Origin of the sequence: Parabacteroides gordonii MS-1 = DSM 23371, from assembly GCF_000969825.1 — a bacterium.
GTDB classification, from domain to species: domain Bacteria; phylum Bacteroidota; class Bacteroidia; order Bacteroidales; family Tannerellaceae; genus Parabacteroides; species Parabacteroides gordonii.
This window is the reverse complement of record NZ_KQ033919.1, coordinates 409098-429937: the sequence shown is the minus strand read 5'-3', so window position 1 is coordinate 429937 and position 20840 is coordinate 409098. Positions and strand designations below refer to the sequence as shown.

General features: G+C 44.3%; 20 protein-coding genes and 1 pseudogene. 7 read left to right on the top strand and 14 right to left on the bottom strand.

Translation table 11 applies throughout. The features are described from left to right. Positions 1-11: 11 nt before the first annotated feature. Positions 12-149: pseudogene (locus tag HMPREF1536_RS28055) on the bottom strand (glucosaminidase); the annotation flags it as partial. On the opposite strand from HMPREF1536_RS28055, the gene HMPREF1536_RS01730 reads away from it, so the two are divergent. Next, positions 130-489 carry a hypothetical protein gene (locus HMPREF1536_RS01730; RefSeq protein ID WP_147337549.1) on the top strand — a complete coding sequence of 120 codons (360 nt, stop codon included), beginning with the start codon at positions 130-132 and terminating at the stop codon, positions 487-489. The pseudogene HMPREF1536_RS28055 and the gene HMPREF1536_RS01730 sit on opposite strands and share 20 nt — an antisense overlap. A gap of 85 nt (positions 490-574) precedes the next feature. Here HMPREF1536_RS01730 and HMPREF1536_RS01725 read toward each other — a convergent pair whose 3' ends face one another. The 7 genes from HMPREF1536_RS01725 to clpB all read right to left on the bottom strand — a co-directional run bounded on the left by HMPREF1536_RS01725 (position 575) and on the right by clpB (position 9088). Continuing rightward, on the bottom strand, positions 575-1204 hold the full coding sequence (locus HMPREF1536_RS01725) for an outer membrane beta-barrel protein (RefSeq protein WP_028730412.1): 630 nt from the start codon (positions 1202-1204) through the stop codon (positions 575-577). 30 nt (positions 1205-1234) lie between these two features. Continuing rightward, positions 1235-1906 carry a DUF4136 domain-containing protein gene (locus HMPREF1536_RS01720; RefSeq protein ID WP_028730411.1) on the bottom strand — a complete coding sequence of 224 codons (672 nt, stop codon included), beginning with the start codon at positions 1904-1906 and terminating at the stop codon, positions 1235-1237. 251 nt (positions 1907-2157) lie between these two features. Beyond that, on the bottom strand, positions 2158-2838 hold the full coding sequence (locus HMPREF1536_RS01715; protein WP_028730410.1) for a YiaD family glycine zipper/OmpA-like lipoprotein: 681 nt from the start codon (positions 2836-2838) through the stop codon (positions 2158-2160). Between the two features lie 45 nt (positions 2839-2883). Beyond that, entirely contained in the window at positions 2884-3210 is a 327-nt protein-coding gene (locus HMPREF1536_RS01710) for a hypothetical protein (protein WP_028730409.1), read from the bottom strand. Positions 3211-3283: 73 nt separating this feature from the next. Then, positions 3284-3622 (bottom strand): DUF6565 domain-containing protein, encoded by a 339-nt coding sequence (locus HMPREF1536_RS01705; RefSeq protein ID WP_028730408.1) that lies wholly within the window; start codon positions 3620-3622, stop codon positions 3284-3286. An 81-nt stretch (positions 3623-3703) separates the two neighbouring features. Beyond that, positions 3704-6400 carry a glycoside hydrolase family 2 protein gene (locus HMPREF1536_RS01700; RefSeq protein ID WP_028730407.1) on the bottom strand — a complete coding sequence of 899 codons (2697 nt, stop codon included), beginning with the start codon at positions 6398-6400 and terminating at the stop codon, positions 3704-3706. Between the two features lie 99 nt (positions 6401-6499). Beyond that, a complete protein-coding gene (gene clpB, locus HMPREF1536_RS01695) occupies positions 6500-9088 on the bottom strand; it encodes an ATP-dependent chaperone ClpB (RefSeq protein WP_028730406.1) in 2589 nt (862 codons plus the stop codon). Between the two features lie 279 nt (positions 9089-9367). Here clpB and HMPREF1536_RS01685 point away from each other — a divergent pair, with 279 nt between their 5' ends. Together HMPREF1536_RS01685 and HMPREF1536_RS26520 are read left to right on the top strand one after the other, a co-directional pair. Further along, positions 9368-9637, top strand: a complete 270-nt coding sequence (locus tag HMPREF1536_RS01685; protein WP_028730404.1) for a hypothetical protein — start codon at positions 9368-9370, stop codon at positions 9635-9637. A gap of 69 nt (positions 9638-9706) precedes the next feature. Beyond that, a complete protein-coding gene (locus tag HMPREF1536_RS26520; RefSeq protein WP_147337548.1) occupies positions 9707-10405 on the top strand; it encodes a hypothetical protein in 699 nt (232 codons plus the stop codon). Between the two features lie 5 nt (positions 10406-10410). Here the strand turns inward: HMPREF1536_RS26520 and HMPREF1536_RS01675 are convergent, their stop codons facing one another. Next, positions 10411-11175 (bottom strand): ADP-ribosylglycohydrolase family protein, encoded by a 765-nt coding sequence (locus HMPREF1536_RS01675; protein ID WP_028730403.1) that lies wholly within the window; start codon positions 11173-11175, stop codon positions 10411-10413. A gap of 41 nt (positions 11176-11216) precedes the next feature. Beyond that, positions 11217-11729, bottom strand: a complete 513-nt coding sequence (locus HMPREF1536_RS01670) for a phospholipase D-like domain-containing protein (protein ID WP_028730402.1) — start codon at positions 11727-11729, stop codon at positions 11217-11219. A gap of 228 nt (positions 11730-11957) precedes the next feature. Here HMPREF1536_RS01670 and HMPREF1536_RS01665 point away from each other — a divergent pair, with 228 nt between their 5' ends. Both HMPREF1536_RS01665 and HMPREF1536_RS01660 read left to right on the top strand, forming a co-directional pair. Next, entirely contained in the window at positions 11958-12941 is a 984-nt protein-coding gene (locus tag HMPREF1536_RS01665) for an immunoglobulin-like domain-containing protein (protein ID WP_087880950.1), read from the top strand. 88 nt (positions 12942-13029) lie between these two features. Beyond that, on the top strand, positions 13030-13617 hold the full coding sequence (locus HMPREF1536_RS01660) for a DJ-1/PfpI family protein (protein WP_028730401.1): 588 nt from the start codon (positions 13030-13032) through the stop codon (positions 13615-13617). A gap of 123 nt (positions 13618-13740) precedes the next feature. Here the strand turns inward: HMPREF1536_RS01660 and HMPREF1536_RS01655 are convergent, their stop codons facing one another. Further along, a complete protein-coding gene (locus tag HMPREF1536_RS01655; protein ID WP_052349953.1) occupies positions 13741-14382 on the bottom strand; it encodes an HU family DNA-binding protein in 642 nt (213 codons plus the stop codon). A 250-nt stretch (positions 14383-14632) separates the two neighbouring features. Between HMPREF1536_RS01655 and yaaA the strand changes: the two genes are divergently transcribed. After that, positions 14633-15397 carry a peroxide stress protein YaaA gene (yaaA, locus tag HMPREF1536_RS01650; protein WP_028730400.1) on the top strand — a complete coding sequence of 255 codons (765 nt, stop codon included), beginning with the start codon at positions 14633-14635 and terminating at the stop codon, positions 15395-15397. 80 nt (positions 15398-15477) lie between these two features. Continuing rightward, the gene (locus HMPREF1536_RS01645) at positions 15478-16524 is read left to right on the top strand and encodes a 6-bladed beta-propeller (protein WP_028730399.1); all 1047 of its coding nucleotides are present in this window, start codon (positions 15478-15480) and stop codon (positions 16522-16524) included. A 129-nt stretch (positions 16525-16653) separates the two neighbouring features. On the opposite strand, the gene HMPREF1536_RS01640 is transcribed toward HMPREF1536_RS01645, so the two are convergent. From HMPREF1536_RS01640 to pheT, 3 genes are all read right to left on the bottom strand, one after another. Then, positions 16654-17391 (bottom strand): hypothetical protein, encoded by a 738-nt coding sequence (locus HMPREF1536_RS01640; RefSeq protein WP_028730398.1) that lies wholly within the window; start codon positions 17389-17391, stop codon positions 16654-16656. A gap of 148 nt (positions 17392-17539) precedes the next feature. After that, on the bottom strand, positions 17540-18271 hold the full coding sequence (locus HMPREF1536_RS01635; RefSeq protein ID WP_028730397.1) for a YebC/PmpR family DNA-binding transcriptional regulator: 732 nt from the start codon (positions 18269-18271) through the stop codon (positions 17540-17542). Between the two features lie 35 nt (positions 18272-18306). Beyond that, on the bottom strand, positions 18307-20769 hold the full coding sequence (gene pheT, locus HMPREF1536_RS01630) for a phenylalanine--tRNA ligase subunit beta (RefSeq protein ID WP_028730396.1): 2463 nt from the start codon (positions 20767-20769) through the stop codon (positions 18307-18309). Positions 20770-20840 lie beyond the last annotated feature (71 nt).

Sequence of the window (20840 nt, the reverse complement as noted above, 5' to 3'; positions counted from 1 at the left end):
GCTTGTCATAGCTATTTGTATACAGAATGAATTAATTTTCCGATCGACCGGCAAATCGAAACCAGCATTCGCCGATACGCTTCGCGGTTGTCGCCGTTGACTTCGCTGATGTATTTGCTGTAACTGATTTTGAGGGCGAAGGCAGAAGGACATTTGGAGTCTAACCTGTCACCGGCATTAAAAAGGATAGCCGGCGAACTGCATACGGAATATGACCGGATATTCCAGGAGGAAGAAGCGGCATTCGGGTTACTTTACCCGGGAGCGTCCAATGTACGGGATATCTATCTGACCCGTTTGTTATTCCTCTACTCCGAAAACCGTATCCTCAGGGATATACAAAAAGAGGTTACCCGGTTATTAAAAACTCCTTCCGGAAATAAAGAAAAACGCTTATCCCATCTTGTCCGTATTGCCGACCGACGGGAACAACTACGTCATGTATCGGAAAATCTGGACAGGCCGGGAGCCGTTTGGGATCATCTATGAAAAAAAAGAACGGGAAGCTGCCGCTGCAGTCTTCCCGTTTTCTTTAATAAACTACATAAAACACTTAAAAGAACAAACTTCTGGTTTAGAATGCAACACCAAAGCGTACGCCCCAGTTATTTATTCCATCCATAGAATAAGTCAGGACTTTACTTTTATTTGTTGCATAATTATAGTAAGCGGCTACGTGCAAACCGAATTTCTTTTCCGGAGTAAAGAAAATATTCATACCGACTTCGGGAGCTACATAAAATCCCCACTGACGGTCGTATACTTTCATTACATTCATATAAGTTGACATTTCGCTGTACTCGGTACCTAATTTAGCTGATACATAAGGTTCGAACAGACCTTCGCGGGTAAAGCTATAGCGGAAAGCCGCACCGAAAGGCAACTGGAACAAAGAGTGCTGCTGATCGGATGTGATAGCTGATGTTTCACCTACAGAAAGAGTCTGGCGATCGATATATTTATTATTCGTGTGATAAGAAATAAAGGCACCTACTGCAAAGTTAGGAACTACATAATAACCGGCTTCACCATGAGCACCCCAGCCGCTTGTCTTATCTGCAAAATCATTGCCGAACGGAGTGTTAATATCCCAGTCGATATTGAAATACATATTGTTTACAACCTGGGCGCCAGCCAGAGAAGGCATCGCTAAACAGGCGATAAGTAAAGCGACTAATTTTATTGATTTATTTATCTTTTTCATAAGACTCAAATTTTACTGATTCGCGTTTAATTATTTCCTGATATAAGAAGACTGAACAAATGCCTGATCGAGGGCACGGATGCATAACTGAGTATCTACCTTGTCAGAACCTGACAATAAGCCGGACATATAAGCCGTCCAGATAACCGGCAGTTTAGTATCTGCTTTTGGAGTCGGCGATTTCAGGTCTACCATTTCAGCAAGCAGTGAACCTACACTATAGCTGTAGACAGTTGCATACGGATAATACCAATCGTGCCAGTCATAACCCCAGCTTGGGCCCCATCCCGGTCTCCAGTAATTCGGTGTCCAATAACCTGGGTAACCCCACCACCAGTAGTTGTTGTTATAATCATTATACCAGTTTGTAAAATAATTTACATTTTCTACAAAAGATACCTGCAAACCCAGGTCGGCGCTTTCTTTATCCATCGTACGGGTGTAACCACGGCTTTCCATATTACCGATCAATGTTGTGATGATATCGTCGGCTTCGGTGGCTGTCCAGTACTGAGTTTTTTCGCTACTGCCGATTAACAGCACGCTATCGGGTACATAGAATGTAGTGAAGGACTTAAAGTCCGCCTTGCTATCGTGATCCGTGTACACCACAAAATCATTGTCCAGTTTAGACATATCCGGATCTTTCTGACAGGATGCCAGTAAAAGGATCAACAAGAAAAAAGGAATAATCTTTTTCATCTCATTTTAACGTTTAAAACAGTTTATACTATTATTTGTGCTTATATATAAGTTATCCATGAAACAACAAAAAATTAAAAAAGGTTCTCTTTGATGTTATTTTGGCTGTGTTAATTAACTTGTAGTAAGACTTCAAAACGCTTCTAAACGATAGTTAAACGAGACCGCACAAAAAAACGCAGGCTCCTGCAGATCATCCATTTAGGATATCTCTGCGTGAGCCTGCGTCACTATTTAGCGTATTTGCTAGTTTACTTCAAGGTACCTTGCTGTGCATCCTGTACCATCTTTTCGTTGGCAAGGATCAGGATTTCCACACGGCGGTTCAGTGAACGTCCTTCCGGAGTGTCGTTGCTGGCAACAGGGTCGTGAACGCCTTTACCTTCATACTCCATACGGCGGCCGCTTACACCCTGGTCGACCATCAGATAATCGTAAACGCTTTTGGCACGTTTTTCAGATAATGTCTGATTATAATCTACCTTACCGGTGTTGTCGGTATAACCAACGATCTTGATGTCGGTATCCGGGTTCTCATTCAGGCTGACAGCCAGTTTACGCAGTGCGCTGCGTGAAGCATCGCTCAATGTACTCGAGTTGGTTGCAAATAGAATACCAGAGTCGAAAGTCACCTTCAAAGCCTCGCCATTGTTGATTGTCTCCACAGTGGTTTCGGGTGGCAAAGTCGCTTCGAGTTCCTTCTTCTGTTTGTCCATCTTCTTACCGATCAGGGCTCCGGCCGTACCACCTACGGCAGCACCGATAACAGCACCTAAGGCCGTATTACCGGCCAATGCACCGATCCCGGCTCCGGCAGCAGCGCCGCCACCTACACCGATGGCTGTTCCCTTACCTGTATTTGTCCATGTCCCGCAACTTGTAAATACTACTGCCATACATAGCAGTATTGATAATAACTTAAAACTCTTCATGATTTTTTTACTCTTTTATAAACCTTATATGAATATAACAGTTTATCAATCGAACATGTTGATAGAATCGCAATATTCAAGTTCGCCCTGCACGATAAAGCTGATCGCTTCGGCATCGAATTTGCCTACGCCATCCTTCTGTGCGTTTTTGATTACATATTCGATCAATTCGTCTTCGTCGATTTCGATATCGGTGTTATCGTCGGCATCATCGTTCAGATAACCGCGTGATTCGTAGAAATCGTAGATCAGGTCTACAATATAATTGATATCGTCGTTACTGAATTTTCCTTTCAACTCCTGCGGAAGATAGTTCTGAATAAATTTTACAGATTCGTCTTCGTCGTAAATCAAATCGTCTTTCTCGCTCATAACTTTTTCAGTTTAATTGGTTACATACTTATGCAAAGATATTCTTTTTTTGGATTGGAATTATCTTTATCCGTTATTTCACTAAACTATCGAGTGCCTTTTGCCCCTCTTTGATGGCATTGTTGATGCCGTGCTTTGCCTGGATGGTGATATACTCCGCTTTCAGCTTGGTGAGTTCGAACATCTCGTCGGTAGTCAGTTCGGGGCTGTATTTGTCGTATTTGGTAACGGCAAATTCAGTGAATGTCTTTTCTACCTTCTCCCAGTCGGCAGCCTTATAGTTGTCAGCTTCTTTCTTCACCTTCTCGATAAACTTTGTGAAGTCCTTCACATACGATTCTTTCGTCTCGCTGCAACTGCTGAATGTGAAGAGCGTTATCACAGCGACCATTACCATTAAAAACCTTTTCATATCTTTTCCTTTTTAGATTAATTGCAACAAAAGTAAACAAAAAAAGAGGATCTGCCTTGTCCGGCAGAGCGAAACTGCCGTTTAGAAGTAACTTACCGTAGTCACAATCCGCTCTGACGTCCAACTATCAACCACTACCTGTATCCGGTCTTCGGGTAAAGAGGTGGTGAAGCTGATCTTAAAAGTAGAATAGTCACCCGGCATAAGCGTGACATAATTATCCGAATAATGAACGGGAAGGATGCGCTTTCCGGTTTCTTTATCCAACACTTTGATGCGGTTGAAAAAAGAGATATTTGTTTCCGAATGGAGCGATATGACACCGGAATAGGTTGTTCCTTCGCGTTGCAGGGAGACTTTTACTTCAGGCTTTGCTTCAGGCAAACGGGTCAAGCCGGAATAATCTTTCGGGAGCGTAGTCAGCCAATAGATATTCGGTGTTTCCGGTAATACAGCGTCTGCATTGGAAGGCAGAGTGGGCTCGGCCGTTTGCATAGACAGGCGGAGAAAATAAACACCTTGTATCTCTTCCGGGACAGAAACATCAAACAAGGGCTCTACCGTATTGGCTTTTGCCTTCGGATTTATTTCCTTTTCCCAACAAAGTTTACCGCCGGTGTTGTAGATACGGGCATTTACAATCAAATCCGGGTAATCGGACAAGGTGGTATTCAACAACTCTACCTGCCGGGTGACGGGATTATAGAAGGGATGCAGGGGTTCGCATCCTTTACGTGTACCATAAAGGGAAGCGTTGACGTCGAGGAACCAGTCGTACATCTGGCCACGAAGGGAAGTCCACGGATTCTGGGTTTTCCAGATCAGTATGCCGGTGTACCAGTCCCACAGGTGAGACCCCCAGCCTTCCATGAAACTGCGGTATTGGTCATAGTTCACAACCTGGGCGTATTTGCAATAGGTTTCGATGTCCTTCACTTCACCGTAACGTTCCAAATGATCCTGATAACCCAGGTCACGATGATAACGCCAGGTGGCATTACGGGTAAAACCTTTCCGAGGAAAGCCTGCCAGATCTCTTTCCGTCATCATCTCCCGCATGCTCTCTACTTCGGGCGAACCGACCGAGCCGGCTTCGGGATTGAACGGATGTGAACGGAACGTAAAGAACCATTCCGGCTCCTGGATACCGTAAGGGCCGTCGCCATTATCACCCAAGAGGTTGCGGGTAAAGAGGGAGTCGGTCGAATAGCTGACGAAAAGGCGTTCGGGATCGAGTTGGGGGAATACTTTTTCTTTCAACTGTTTGTCGATGTTCTTTGCCAAAGGCCATTCGTTGGCTCCACACCACAGGCAAAGGCTCGGGTGGTTACGTATCATTTTTACCTGGTCTTCTACCGAGGCGATAAAGAGATCGTGATTATCGGGGTATTCCCAGCGACGCTGGCGTGAGTCGGTTTTCATCGGGTCTTCCCAGGCACCGTTGCAATCGCCGCTTCCCCAGAGATCCTGGAATACCAATATTCCAAACTCATCACAGGCGGCATAGAATTCGGGACGTTCGAGCAGGGCACCACCCCAGACACGGATCATGCGCAGGTTCATTTCGGCATGGAAACGGACTTCATCGCGGTAGCGTTCGGGGGAAAGACGGAGAAGCCAGTCGGAGGAGATATAATTTCCCCCTGTCATATAGATCTTCTGTCCGTTGACGAAGAAACGACGGCCGCCATTGTCGGGGCATTTATCGCTTGTGATTTCACGGATACCGTATTTTAAATGTTCGCTATCGCTGATCCGGTTATCCGACTCGAAATAGATATGCATGTCGTAAAGGGGTTGCTCTCCTATTCCGTTCGGCCACCACAGGCGTGGATTTTTTATTTTCAACGGGGTGAATTGTACTTCTTTCTTTTCATAGGGAGACAAGGTAAGTTGCTCGGTCAGACGCATTCCATTCGTTTCACAAATCAATACGCCTTTACGCGGCGTTTCTGTTATATTCTCAACCTCTACCGAAGTCTTTACAAAGGCATCTTCCTGTGTTTTTTTCTCCGGTGAACGGACACCCGGAACCTTCGTTACAACATAAGGTGACCGGACGGTAACAGCACCGGTGGTAGTGATCGATACTTCATCCCAGATACCGGTATTACGATCCCTGATCGGTTGTACCCAGTCCCAACCGGGGGTATATTGCATGGTGTTGTTGCGGGCGATGAGTCCGTCGCCGCCTTGTCCGCCATTCGGATCTCCCGGATAAGTGGGGGGATAGACGAGGACGGCCAGGATGTTCGTTCCTTCTTTCCGAAGATGATCTGTTATATCGAATGATTTCCGCAGGAACATTCCTTCGTGGGTCGTATTATTGAGCCGTTTACCGTTCATAAACAGTTCGGCTTTGTAGTTGATACCACGGAAGTTCAGCCAGACAGTCCGTCCTTCCTGCAGGGTAGGTGTTTCAAATTGGCAGACAAACCAGTAGGTGTAGAAATCATTGCCTGCTTCATAGATATCGGGGATTAGGTTATTGTTCATGCCGAATTCGGGAGCAGGATAGAGATTGTTTTCGAGAAGGGTTGTCAGGACGGTTCCGGGTACACGGGCGGGCATCCAACCGGCTTTATCCAAAGGGGCGGTGCTCAGGGTATTTCCGTCCGTTTTCATCTCATTAGCCTTGCGTGCCAGCCATCCGGAATTGACCAGGGTCTTCTCCCCCGGTTCGGGGATTGTCAACAGGTTCTTTTGCTGCGCAGAGAGCGGAAATAATCCGCAAGCCATAATAAACCAGCAAAGTAAAGAAAGAGAATTGTGTTTCATAAGGTATTCAATTTAGTTGCCGTAATATACAATAAAAAGAGAAAAGGCCTCTCCCTGATACGGGAGAAGCCTTGTTCTTTATACATTATTAATATATGATTAATTCTTAAACACTAATCCATCTCCTTCCCTATCAATCAGGATCGGGCGGTTGCGGTCGATCTTCATACCGAGTATTTCCTTCGACAATTCATTGAGGACATACTTCTGGATAGCACGTTTCACAGGACGGGCACCGAATTGAGAATCATATCCGGCATCCGACAGGAAGTCGATGGCAGGCTCTGTGAAGTTTAAAGCCACACCGTTATTAGCCAGCATCTTCTTCACACTGTTCAACTGCAAAGTAACGATCTTGCGGATCTCTTCTTCATTCAGCGGGGTGAACATGATGATTTCGTCGATACGGTTCAGGAATTCCGGACGGATCGTCTTTTTCAGTAATTCCAGTACCTGTATACGAGTTTCATCGATCACCTGCTCACGGTTGTCGGGAGTGATCTTTTCGAAACTGTCACGGATCAACGACGAGCCCATATTGCTGGTCATGATGATGATCGTATTCTTGAAGTTTACGACACGTCCCTTATTATCCGTCAGACGACCGTCGTCCAATACCTGCAACAGGATGTTGAATACGTCCGGATGCGCCTTCTCTATTTCATCGAAAAGGACTACGGAATAAGGTTTACGACGGATCGCTTCCGTCAACTGGCCACCTTCATCATAACCGACATATCCCGGAGGTGCTCCGATCAAACGGGTCGCACTGAATTTCTCCTGATACTCGCTCATATCGATACGGGTCATCATGTTTTCATCGTCAAACAGATATTCAGCCAACGCTTTGGCAAGCTCTGTCTTACCGACACCGGTTGTACCGAGGAAGATAAAAGAACCGATCGGACGTTTCGGATCCTGCAATCCGGCACGGCTACGGCGTACGGCATCAGCAATAGCGCTGATAGCTTCCTCCTGGCCGATCACACGGGTATGCAGTTCGTCTTCCAGACGAAGCAGCTTATCTTTTTCACTCTGCATCATCTTGTTGACAGGAATACCCGTCCAACGGGATACCACGTCCGCGATATCTTCACTATCCACTTCTTCCTTGATCATAGCGGCGGCACCCTGCATCGTATGCAGTTTCGCCTGTATTTCCTTGATCTCTTCTTCCTTCGCCTGGAGTTTGCCGTAACGGATTTCGGCTACTTTACCGTAATCACCTTCACGCTCGGCCTTATCGGCTTCAAACTTCAGGTTTTCGATATCTATCTTATTCTGCTGGATCTTGTTGATCTGTTCTTTTTCGCTTTCCCACTGGGCTTTCTGTTTCTTTTCTTCTTCCTTCAGGTTCGCGATTTCCTTGTTCAACTGTTCCAGTTTCGGCTTATCATTTTCACGTTTGATTGCTTCGCGTTCAATTTCCAGCTGTTTGATACGACGGGAAACTTCATCCAACGATTCCGGCACCGAGTCTACCTGCAAACGCAGACGGGCAGCAGCCTCATCCATCAGGTCGATCGCCTTATCCGGAAGGAAACGGTCTGTAATATAACGGCTCGAAAGCTGAACGGCCGAGATGATAGCATCATCTTTGATACGTACCTTATGGTGATTCTCGTACTTTTCCTTCAGACCACGAAGGATGGAAATAGTATCCAGCTCATCCGGTTCTTCCACCATCACCACCTGGAAACGACGTTCCAGTGCTTTATCCTTTTCAAAGTATTTCTGATACTCATCCAAAGTAGTTGCACCGATGGAACGCAGTTCACCACGTGCCAGGGCAGGTTTCAGGATATTGGCGGCATCCATTGCACCGTCGCTTTTACCTGCTCCTACCAAGGTATGTATTTCATCAATGAAGAGGATGATCTCACCATCCGACTTAGTCACTTCATTGACTACGGATTTTAACCGTTCCTCAAACTCCCCTTTGTATTTGGCTCCGGCAATCAGGGCACCCATATCCAAAGAGAAGATCTGTTTCGACTTCAGATTCTCCGGAACGTCTCCACGTACGATACGATGAGCCAGACCTTCAGCGATCGCAGTCTTACCCACCCCCGGTTCACCGATCAGGATCGGATTGTTCTTTGTACGACGGCTCAGGATCTGCAAGACACGACGGATCTCGTCATCACGACCGATCACGGGATCGAGCTTGCCGCTTCGGGCACGTTCGTTCAGGTTGATAGCGTATTTACTCAATGAGTCGTACGTATCTTCAGCCGACTGGCTGGTTACCTTATTACCTTTACGTAATTCTTCAATAGCTTTACTCAGTTCATTTTCTGTAACACCTGCATCTTTCAATATCTGTGAAGCAGTACTTTTTACTGTCAACAGGGCGAGGATGATATGTTCCAGAGAAACATATTGATCTCCCATCTTGCCCGAGTAGTCGATTGCCTTCTGCAAAACGGCATTCGATTCACTGGACAAATAAGGTTCACCACCGGATACTTTCGGATAGGATTCTATCTGACGATCCAGCACCATGTTCAGATTCTGGATATTCACGCCCAGTTTCTGAAAGAGGAAGTTGGTCACGCTTTCGCCCGTCATAATGACAGCCTTAAGCAAATGCACCGGCTCGATCACCTGCTGGTTATTCTTCTGAACCAACTGAACGGCCTGCTGAACAGCTTCCTGTGACTTGATTGTAAAATTGTTTAAATTCATACCTTATATTCTTTTCTTGTTATCTTTCTTATTTCAAATTTCCACCTATATCTCTACAAAACAGATACCAAATCAAAAACAAGTCATTTTGTCATATTTATATAAATACAAGAGAAAGAAACTATGTCGATCAGTCGGTATTAACGACATATTGTGCACTTTCGGTATCAAAACAACAGGAAAGCAAAAAAAGTTTGCACAAAAACAAGATTACTCCGACATTATAACTATACGGACGGATAGTAGTATATTCGCCTAGCAATAAAAAGATCATACATTGTGACTTTTTCATTTGCCGGGGTACTAATCCTATACAAACTAAAGGTAACAAAGCGGAATTATTGCAGCAGCCCGGTCGGCATAGCCGGAATCTTTTTAATCATCAATGCCCCCATATTTACGACTACCGAAGGCGCTATCATGATGCTTCTCATCATGTTCGTCATGGCTGCCTCGATCTTTATTAATCTGAAGTACATCTTACCTGCGCAATTCAAAAAGCTGAATGCGGAGATAAAAAAGATTAAAGAGATAGAAGATGGGAGATAAATAGAACTTTCTCTTGATCATTCAGATTAATATCGTACATTTACAGATGTACTCAAAACTGTTAATCCCATGAAATCAAACTATTTATTTGGAACACTGTTTATCGCTTCATGCAAGTGTACCAGAAAATTCCTGCTATTTTCATGCACTATCATCTTTATATGTTGTAGTTCTCCCCGTAATACAGGATTAAAGAATGACCGGAAATTATGGGAAGAAGCTAATAGATACCGTGCTACTATCACTGATTCAACCTTTCTAAAGACCACAGAAGCCATGTCCTATGATGCAATAGACGCTCTGAATACAAAAGGATGGAACTATGATTACGCATATAATCAAGTGGTTTATCTGGAAGCTTTAACAAGGGCAAAAAAAAGACTTTCCGTTAAAGACAACAGACTGGTTCTTAATTTGACATCTGGTAAAGAGGCTGGCATGTCTGAAGATCTCTTTCAGTTTATCGTGATGGTCATAAACTCCTGGAATACATGGATAGGAGAAGGCCGTCATGAAATAATAAAAACTGCCGAAGGTTACTATGATATCAGTCCTATACATGAAAACGTACCATCAATGTACAACAACGGATATATCCTTAATAAACAATCAAAAACAATAGGATATTATTCTAACGGATATATTCTGGACAAGGAAAAGAAGATACAGGGTTACTATTCAAATGGCTATATACTCGACAAAGACCGTAATGTCATCGGGAATTACGCCAATGGACACATAACCCTGAAGGATAAACTAACGAAATAACGAGATCACTTGTTTTTGAATTCTTTTATCACTTTCTGAAAAGTTCCGGGCAACTTATCAGAAACTTGTTTTTCTATATCTTCCGGAATACCATAAAAAGCCTCAGCGATCCCACCGGTAATACAAGCCAACGTATCGCTGTCGCCTCCTAAAGAGACAGCTAAGCGGATAGCATTCTCAAAATCAGAGCTATCCAGGAAAGCAATCATTGCTTCGGGGACGGTTCCCTGGCAACTTTCATTAAAACGATAGAAGGGTCGTATCTCGTCGCAGGTACGACCCAGATCGTAGGAGAAAGTCGTTTCGATATATTGCTTAATATCCTGTTTGCTTTTCCCTGTCCGAGCCAGATAGATAGCGGCGGCGGTAGCTTGTGCACCTTTTATTCCTTCAGGATGATTATGAGTAACGACGGCTGTTTCCTTTGCTACCTCCAACGTCTTTTCCAACGAGTCGAACATCCATCCGACAGCACTTACTCGCATTGCCGATCCATTGCCCCAACTATTATAAGGTTGCGGCTCTTTTTCACGAAGCCAACCGCTGAAACGTCCGCCATAACCACCTGTAGGATACGGATATTCACGTCCGTATCGTTGCATGACTTTCGCCAGGTCTCCCCCATTCAGCAACCAGTCGGCTACGGCAACCGTCATGATCGTATCGTCCGTATAATCACTTTCGTTCGTAAACAGCGGAAAGTCCGTCGTCTTGATATTATCGAATTCGTAAACGGAGCCGATAATGTCTCCTGCTATTGCACCTGTCATAATCTATTTATATTTAAACTATTTTTGACCACCGATACTTATCAGGCAATCCTGTCCGAACAAAACTTCTTCCGCTTACAACTCTTACACGGAATGCCCATCCATAAGCAATCGAACTGTTCGACCGCTTCTTTAACCAGCTCCTCTACCGAAGTAAACACTCCCGCTTCGAAATTCCGGTTGTCTTTCCCTTTCATGCCTAAAGCGGCACCTGTCAGGTTAGCTGATCCGATATAGACTTGCTTCAGATCGAATATCAACAACTTAAAATGGACACGCGGGCAAAGTACACGTTCCATCCGGCTCCAAAGCAACGGGTACTTATCGAAGTCATCCCGAAAGTTCTGTCCCGGCTCCTTGGCATGGATCAAACGGATCTCCACCCCTTCCTTCACCTTCTGTTCCAAAAGCTTCAGCAAGGGGACAGCCTCTTTTCCTTCCTTAATATACAGGTCTTTAATATCGGCAGTCCCGATCCATACTGTTCGTTTGGCCTGCCGGATCGCTTCGATAAGGAAAGAGTAATGTTCTTCGTTTTTGATGTATCGGAGCATAAATAATAATTTCTCTGATGAAACCCTGGTGTCATACCATACGGTTATTCAAATATATAGGATAAATTCCATTCCGACAATTATTAAGCGAGCGATAAGAAATAAAAATCGCACTTTCTATCGGTTCTCAGATTAATTTCATACTTTTACAGATATACCCAAAGAAAGACATTCCAGCCATTCTACCGGATACGGAAGAATGAACGTTGAATCATAAAACGTATACCTATGAGATCAGTCATTTTATACAATCTGTTACTTTGCATTCTTCTTACCGGATGCACCAACAAACAAAAGCAACCGACAATTATTGGCGGTGCAAGCGGTACAACCGAAATCACCATTGCCGATACCGACACACAACAATACGACATAGATGCCCCTATCCCTTTGTCAGAGATAGAACAATATAACAAACGAGTGACCTTGAAACGTATACCTAATGTAACGATCACCCACCCGGATGCTTATAAGATAAAAACCCAAAAGCCAGTTTATACGACTAAAACGAACGAAATCATATTAGACGTGGTCAACGTCGATGCTCCTTCCGCCGAACTTGAATACCACAGAATGGAACAATGGGAAAACGGGGAATGGATTGAATTCCCATTCATTGACAATATGGGGTTTGCCGGAGTAGGTCGAACTCTGTCCAAGGGAGACACATTGCCGGAACATATCAGCATGTCAGAATTTAAATATCTTTTAGAGCCTAATAAATACAAAATCCATTTCTATGTCTTTGCCAATATCTATACCTATTGTACCGTAACAGACAATAGTATTCAATCCGTAAAAAACAGCGAAATGAAAGGTGCTTTCAAATTCCGTGTATTGAACTCAAAGAACGATTCACTTCACATTCTGTTTGAAAATCACACCAACCTGTCAGTACAACCCATATTCCTACCCAGTGTCGGAACAGACGAATTGCACAATGTCCATCCGTATGCCCGTTCAGGCTGGATTGGAGAAGTCAAATGGATGAAAAGCCATGCCCTATTGAAAGGCGGGGAAGCCATGCTATTCAGTATTCCGATATCATGGGACACCAATGGTTTACAATCACGCCACGATAAAGAGAGTTTCAAAGCAGGAATACTAGCTCCCGGAAAATACAAAATAGGATTACAGATTGAGGTTTATATGGAGACAGAGTTTAAGGTAGAGTATTCACCTATACCTTTACAGTCCACGGAAGCCACTTAAATTACAATACCCTATACCACTATATGAATACATTAGCGATAAGAGTAAAACAGATAGTAAATTTAACAAATTAATAATGTTGAAAAGTATGCAAAAGAAGAAAGTATTGCTGTTTCTGGCAAAGGCATTTGAGACAATGGAATTTAGTGCTTTTATAGATGTTTTAGGTTGGGCCAGAGTTGATTATGGTCATAATTTATTTGTAGACACTTGTGGTTTTACAGAAAAGGTCATAAGCACTTTCAATGTTCCTGTAATAGTAGATAAAACCATTAATGAAATAAACATTGACGAATATGATGCTTTGGCAATCCCCGGTGGATTTGAGGAATTCGGTTTTTATGAAGAAGTATATGACGAAAGATTCCTTGACTTAATCAGGGAATTCAATGCAAAAGGTAAAATTATTGCGACAGTTTGTTCCGGAGCATTCCCGCTAGGAAAAAGTGGAATCCTTAAGAACCGGAGAGCTACTACTTATCACTTAAGAGACGGCCATTGGCAAAATAAACTGAAAGAATTTGGAGTGAATGTTGTAAACGAACCAATAGTAGTTGATGGTAATATTATTACGTCTTATTGCCCCGAGACAGCTCCCAATGTAGCATTTGAATTATTAAAGATGCTGACCTCGGAAGAAGACACAGCAGTAATAAAAAGAGCTATGGGATTTTAAGAAGAGCAGAATTTACAATACTTTATATCTACAGTAACTAAATAAGTAATTTCCCATTCATTTTTAAATCGCCAGTCGTTGGCTGACGATTTAAAAATGACCTTCTCTTATTTTCATTTCATTCTATTCCTCATTTATTTCCCCCTCTTTCCGCATCCCTTTCTGCCAGTTTTCCGCCAGCACATAATACTTCTGTTTGCCCCTTCCCAGCCGGAGCAGTTTACCTAGTTCGTGAAGCTTCTTCAGATCTTTCAAAGCCTGATAGCGGCTGCATTGGTTAAAACACATACAGTCGGATGAGGAAATGAGGTGGTTAGTTTCCAGTTTGGTGAGGATGCGTTGCAGGCGAACCTCTTCGGCCTGTTCCTTGCGTTTGGGAAGGACGGCGCGTTCCAACGGCATTGCTCTTAGTTGATGCTTGAGTTGGGGAGAAGAACGGTAAACAACATTGTTGAAGCTGATCGACTCGGCACGGATCTGTTTCGGACTGGTGATGTCTTTCGGTGTTTTTAAGGTAACGGAGAAATTACCTATACCATCCAGATCAACGGTTTCTCCATATTTCAAATGAAAGGCCAACCTGTCCGACAAAGCACGGATCACCCCCTTTACATCTGCGGAACTGAAGGAACAGATATCGGCTATCTCATCAGCCAGATTGTCGGTTGTAACCTTTCCACCGGAGACCACTTTCGCATATAATGAACCTGTTTCTCCCGTCTCACGGTTCGGCGGATTCTTATAGAACGTATATTTAGCACACATAAGCAATAGATTTAAGTTTTAAGTCCTTATTATTTAGTTCGAAATATACGAATAATTATTCTTTTGTGCAAGCATAAAATCAATTTTGAGCTAGCTCAAAATTAAATTCGACCATGCTAAAAATTAATTTCGAGCATGCTCAAAAGCAAAATAATATAGGAGAAAAATAATAGTTATTCGTATGTTTTGAGTTAGGATATAAGGAAGAAAGCATTAAATTTACCCGGTAAACCAGAAACAACAAGTAAATATGCTGATTATCCTCACGTCGGCCAAGACAATGACCGGCACCTCTAAAATAAAAGCTCCTGCGGGATCGACGCCCCGTTTCGCACAGGAAGCGAATGAAATCGCCCTGAATATGGCGCAGTTCTCTATCGACGAACTGAAAAAGATATTGAAGCTGAACCCGAAACTGGCACTGGAGAATTACAACCGGTTCCAGGAGTTCCATACCGAAGAGGTTCGCTCTCTTCAGGCATTGCTGGCTTATACCGGAGTGGTTTTCAAGAATATCAACTCCAAAGATTTTACGGAAGAAGATTTCCTGTATGCCAACGACCATCTGCGGATCGCCTCCATCTGCTACGGATTGTTGCGCCCGCTCGACCAAATCAAGCCTTACCGGATGGAATATGAAGTGAAACTGCCGGAACTGGGCGAAGGGAATATGTACAATTTCTGGCGTCCGCGGCAAACGGAACTGCTGATCGACGAGGTAAAGAAGAACGATAACATCCTGATGAATCTGGCCAGCCATGAGATACAAGGGGCATTCGATTGGAAAAAGCTAGGCAAAGCAGCCCGCATCATCACACCCGAATTTAAAGTCTGGAAAGACGGTAACGCGAAAACCATCGTGATCTATACGAAGATGGCACGCGGACAAATGACCCGCCACATACTTAAAAACCGGATCACCGACCCGGAAGAACTGAAAAACTTCTCGTGGGAAGGTTTCACTTGGGACGAAGGTATGTCGGATGGTGACAACTGGGTGTTCCTGCAAAGCTAGGTGAAAAGAAATCAGCCTTTCGCTCAATAATCGGAAGATAAAAGCGTTATATTTACGTTCCTTTTTAAATGAATGATGAAATGAAAAAGACCTGTTTACTATTGCTTTTGCTCGTTGGGATAATCTATATAAACGAAGGTTATAAGATTATAAGCGAAGATATGCCGGTGAAAAGCACCACCAAAGGTTCCCTGTCCGACATTGCCGAAGAGGTGATCGCCATCCCGTTGGAAACGACTTCCGATTGCCGATTGAAACATGCCACGCAGATCAAGCGCGACAGGAATGAACTGTTCCTGGTAAGCAACGGACAGCTTTTCCATTTCGACTGTTCCGGCAAGTTCCTGAGCCGGGTTACCAACAATCAGCATTTCCTGGTTGCCGACTATGTGATCGATCCGGTCGAAAGACAATTGATCATTATGGACGACAAGGAAAATGTCTATTATTATGATTACGACGGGACGTTGCTGGAAAGAAAAAGCCTTGCCGGGATCAATCCCCTGAATACTCCTACCCGGCTGATGTATCACAACCGCCATATCTGGATAACGGCACAATCGTTGTCGCCTTCCGCAAATGAGCCCGGTAAACAATGCGTCAACCAGTGGCTCTATAAATTCGATACGACACTTAATCTGCAGGATGCACGTAAACTGACGGCTGCCGACCTGGGACGTTTCTATCTCGGAGCCTGCTTCCCTGCCGAACTGTCTGTTGCCGACGGGAATGTGTATGCCTACTCGCCTTCCACCCAGCCGGACGAGTTACTGGCGGACACGCTCTATCTGATCAACCGGAACAAACTGAATATCCATGAAGATTATTCATCGATCCTGCCGCTATGCATAGCCGGACGCTATCTGGTTTCCACCTACTCGAATGCCGCCGATGAAGAGTTGAATTATACGTTCTGCTACGACCGCCGGGAAAATTATGCGTACAATGTGACGGGTGGTTTTGAAGATAACTTCTATCACACAGGAAAAGTCCCCGACCTGAAATCGCTGGATGCCTATAACAATTCTTTCTGCTATTGCCGTTCGGGGGAAGAGGTGAAGAATGCTTTCCCGGATCGTACGGAAGAGGATAATCCGGTCTTATTTATCGTCCGGATGAAGGCATAATGAAGGGAGAATGAAAGCTAAATGAAGGCTCTACCATCACTGCCCCATCTATTAAAAAACAAATATCCAGACATTTACCTTCAAGAAATGAATGCTGAAGGCAAATGTCCGGATAAACTATTTACAGGATCAGAATAACCGGCCGCAGAAACGAACCTTCATCACCGGATAAACGGTCAGCTTATCCATGACCTTAGTGAAATCATCGTCACTGTCTGCTAATGCACCACTCAAATCTCCGGCACTTGAGTAAAGTTTCGGTGATCCGTGGAATTGTACTCCCAGTTCAAACTGTACGCCTATACGCTTTTTAGGAACAGCACGTCCGAAGCCTACACCGATATAAGGGCGGAATCCCGATACCTTAAAACCACCGGATACATTACCGTTCTTATCGACCGGAATCTCTTGATCGCCGATAATAATACCGGCCTGGCCACCTTCTTGCACATACTCGGCCAATTCATCGCTATGCCCTTTGACCTTCAGCAGCTTGTTGCCACCGAAATAAGCACCGGCAGTAACAAAAAAAGAAGAACTCAGGAACGGATAATAATTTACCAGCAACTCACCGGATGCACGTTTCATGTTACCTGTAAGATTAAGGGATGAGTTTTCTTCTAACTTCGGGTCTTTCAAATCCACATCCACATCCGTATCAAAACTGATACCCGGCATAAAAGAAACACCTCCGCGGATAGCGAAATGGGGAGTGACGGGGGTTGCCACATCAATGCCGATACCTGTTGTACCCGCACTTACACCCACCGAAAGAGAATTGAAAATACCCAGCTCTTTTTGAGCAGAAACAGGACTACACATCATAGCAATGGACAAGATTGCCCAAAGAAAAATGATCTTTTTCATACTTGATAGAGTTTAATATTATATACTAGTTCAGAAATTAATAAGATGTATTTATCTGCCGCGAAAATACATAAAAATCAAACGATATAAAAAAAGTGATGCGGGAATTACTCCGGCATCACTTCCTTTTAACATATTGAATAGGACTTTATTCTTCCTCGCTGTCGTCTTCCTTGATATTATGGAACACATTTTGAACGTCGTCGTCCTCTTCCAGCTTTTCGATCAGCTTATCCAATGTTTCACGTTGTTCGGCTGTAACTTCTTTCAGGTCGTTCGGGATACGTACGAACTCGCTACTGGTGATTTCGTAACCGTTCTCTTCAAGATATTTCTGGATAGCAGAGTTCTGGGAGAATTCGCCGTAGATAACGACTTCGTCTTCATCCTCATCCACTTCATCCACACCATAATCGATCAATTCGAGTTCCAGGTCTTCCAGTGAAATGCCTTCCTTCTTCGCAATATGGAATACGCACTTATGGTCGAACAGGAATTCGAGGCTACCGCTTGTACCCAATGAACCACCGTGTTTGTTGAAGTAACTGCGCACATTGGCAACCGTACGGGTTGTGTTGTCAGTGGCTGTTTCCACGAAGATAGCGATACCGAACGGGCCGTATCCTTCATAGTTCATTTCCTTATAACCGGTAAAGTCTTTTTCTACAGCACGCTTGATGGCACGTTCCACATTGTCCTTCGGCATATTCTCCTTCTTTGCATTCTGCATCAATGCACGCAAATGGGGATTGTTTTCCGGATCAGGGCCACCGGCTTTCGCTGCAATAGTGATTTCCTTACCCAGTTTTGTGAATACGCGGGCCATGTTACCCCAACGTTTAAATTTTCTTGCTTTACGGAACTCAAACGCTCTTCCCATATTATATCTATATTATATTATTATAAACTTTTGTCTTATCTCAATGATGCACCCAACTTGCTTTCCAGATTCTTACGGATCTTCTGCATGATTGCGTCGATCTGTTTATCGTTCAATGTCTTTGTTTCGTCCTGCAGGAAGAAGCTTACGGCATACGATTTCTTTCCTGCCGGCAGGTTCTTGCCTTCGTAAACGTCGAACAGAGAAACTTCCTTCAACAGCTTGCGTTCGCTTTCTTCGGCAATCTTTTCGATTTCAGCAAACTGTACGGATTTATCGAGCAACAAAGCCAGGTCACGTTTTACTGCCGGGAACTTGGAGATTTCCGAGAAAGTAACCTTGTTCTTCTTAGTATCCTTCATCAGCAATGTCCAGGACAGTTCCGCATAATAAACATCGAAGTCGATATCCATTGCTTTGCAGATCTTACGGTTTACGATACCGAAAGTACCCAGTTCGCGACCGTTAGCAGTCGTGATACTTACACCCGTTGAGTAGATATCGTTGCTCAGGTTTCCGAAGATGACCTTCTTCATATTCACACCCAGGCGGACAAGGATATTTTCAACATAGGCTTTGAGTTCGTAAACGCTAGACTTTTCGTCTGCATGAGCCCAACTGTTCTCTACACGGTTACCGCATACCCACATACCCAGACGATAATCTTCCGAATATTCGGCCAACGTGGCATCTTCTCTTTTCTTTTCTACATTATAATCGTAGCAGTTACCGAACTCGAAGAAACGGATATTGCCGTTCTTACGTTTCGCATTATGTTCGATACTTTCCAGACCGCCGAACAAAAGTGTCTGACGCATGCCGTTCAGGTCTGCACTCAACGGGTTCATCAGCATAACGCAATGAGAAACCGGATAAGTAGTCAGTTCGTCGTAATAAGCGGAACGTGTCAGCGAGTTGTTCATGATTTCATTGAAACCGGAACCGCAAAGCTGTTCGGAGATCAGGTTCTGCAATTCGTAGCTACGGTCGGTAGCGGTCTTGTAGCTCAGGTTCGACTTCACACTGTCGCTGAACTCAATATTGTTATATCCGTAGATACGAAGGATATCTTCGATCACGTCTACATCACGCTGTACATCGATACGGTAAACCGGAACATGGATCGTCAATCCTTCGGCTGTTTCCGAAACGATCTCCATTTCCAGGCTGGCCAGGATACTCTTAACTGTCTCTACCGGAATATCTTTACCGATCAGGCTGTTGATCTTATCGTAGGTCAGTTCAACCGTGTAAGGCTGTACCGGGTTAGGATAAACATCCTGGATAGCTCCGGTGATCTTACCTCCGGCCACTTCCTGTATCAGCAGGGCGGCACGTTTCAATACATAGATCGTATTGTTTGCATCCAATCCACGTTCGAAGCGGAAAGAGGCATCCGTATTCAAACCGAAACGACGGGCTGTCTTACGGATCCAGGTCGGATGGAAGCAAGCCGATTCCAGGAATACATCCGTAGTCTGTTCCGTTACACCTGAGTCCAGGCCGCCGAACACACCACCGATACACATGGCATCTTCCGTGTTGCAGATCATCAGGTCGCGATCGGTCAACGTACGTTCTACGCCATCCAGCGTCACGAACTTCGTTCCTTCCGGTTGTGTCTTGACGATCACTTTATTGCCCTTTACCTTGCCTGCATCGAATGAGTGCAAAGGTTGTCCCATTTCATGTAAAACAAAGTTCGTTACGTCCACTACATTATTAATAGGACGCAAGCCGATTATATTCAGACGGTTCTTCAACCATTCCGGACTTTCTTTTACTGTCACGCCCTTGATTGTCACACCAGAATAACGGGGACAGGCTTCCGTATTTTCAACGATCACTTCGATAGCCGGAGTTTCGTCGTCTATTTTGAAAGCATCGACGGAAGGACGTTTCAACGCTGTCGGCTTACCGTTTTGTTTCAAATAAGCAGCCAGGTCGCGAGCCACACCGAAGTGGGAAGTACCGTCTACACGGTTGGGAGTAATATCCACTTCCAGCACATAGTCGCTCTTTACATTATAATATTCCTTTGCAGGAGTTCCTACAACCGCATCAGCCGGGAGAACAATAATACCGGCATGGTCTGTTCCGATACCGATCTCATCTTCCGCACAGATCATACCGTTCGACTCGACGCCACGGATCTTTGATCTTTTGATTGTAAAGACTTCATCACCATCATACAGTTTCGTACCGTTGACAGCAACAACCACTTTCTGGCCGGCTGCAACATTCGGGGCACCGCAAACGATCTGTAAAGGTTCTTCGCCACCTACATTTACGGTCGTAATATGCAGGTGATCGGAATTCGGATGTTCTTCACAAGTCAGAACTTCACCGATAACCAATCCTTCCAGTCCACCTTTGATAGTTTGAACTTCTTCCACTCCGCCGGTTTCCAAACCGATAGAGGTTAGTGCTGCTGATACTTCTTCAGGCTGTAAATCGAAATCAAGATACTCTTTCAGCCAGTTGTAAGATATATTCATTGTTTTAAAATTTATTCAATCAAACAAATATCCTTTTGCAGGATTAACTACAAAGGGCAATTTGACCGACA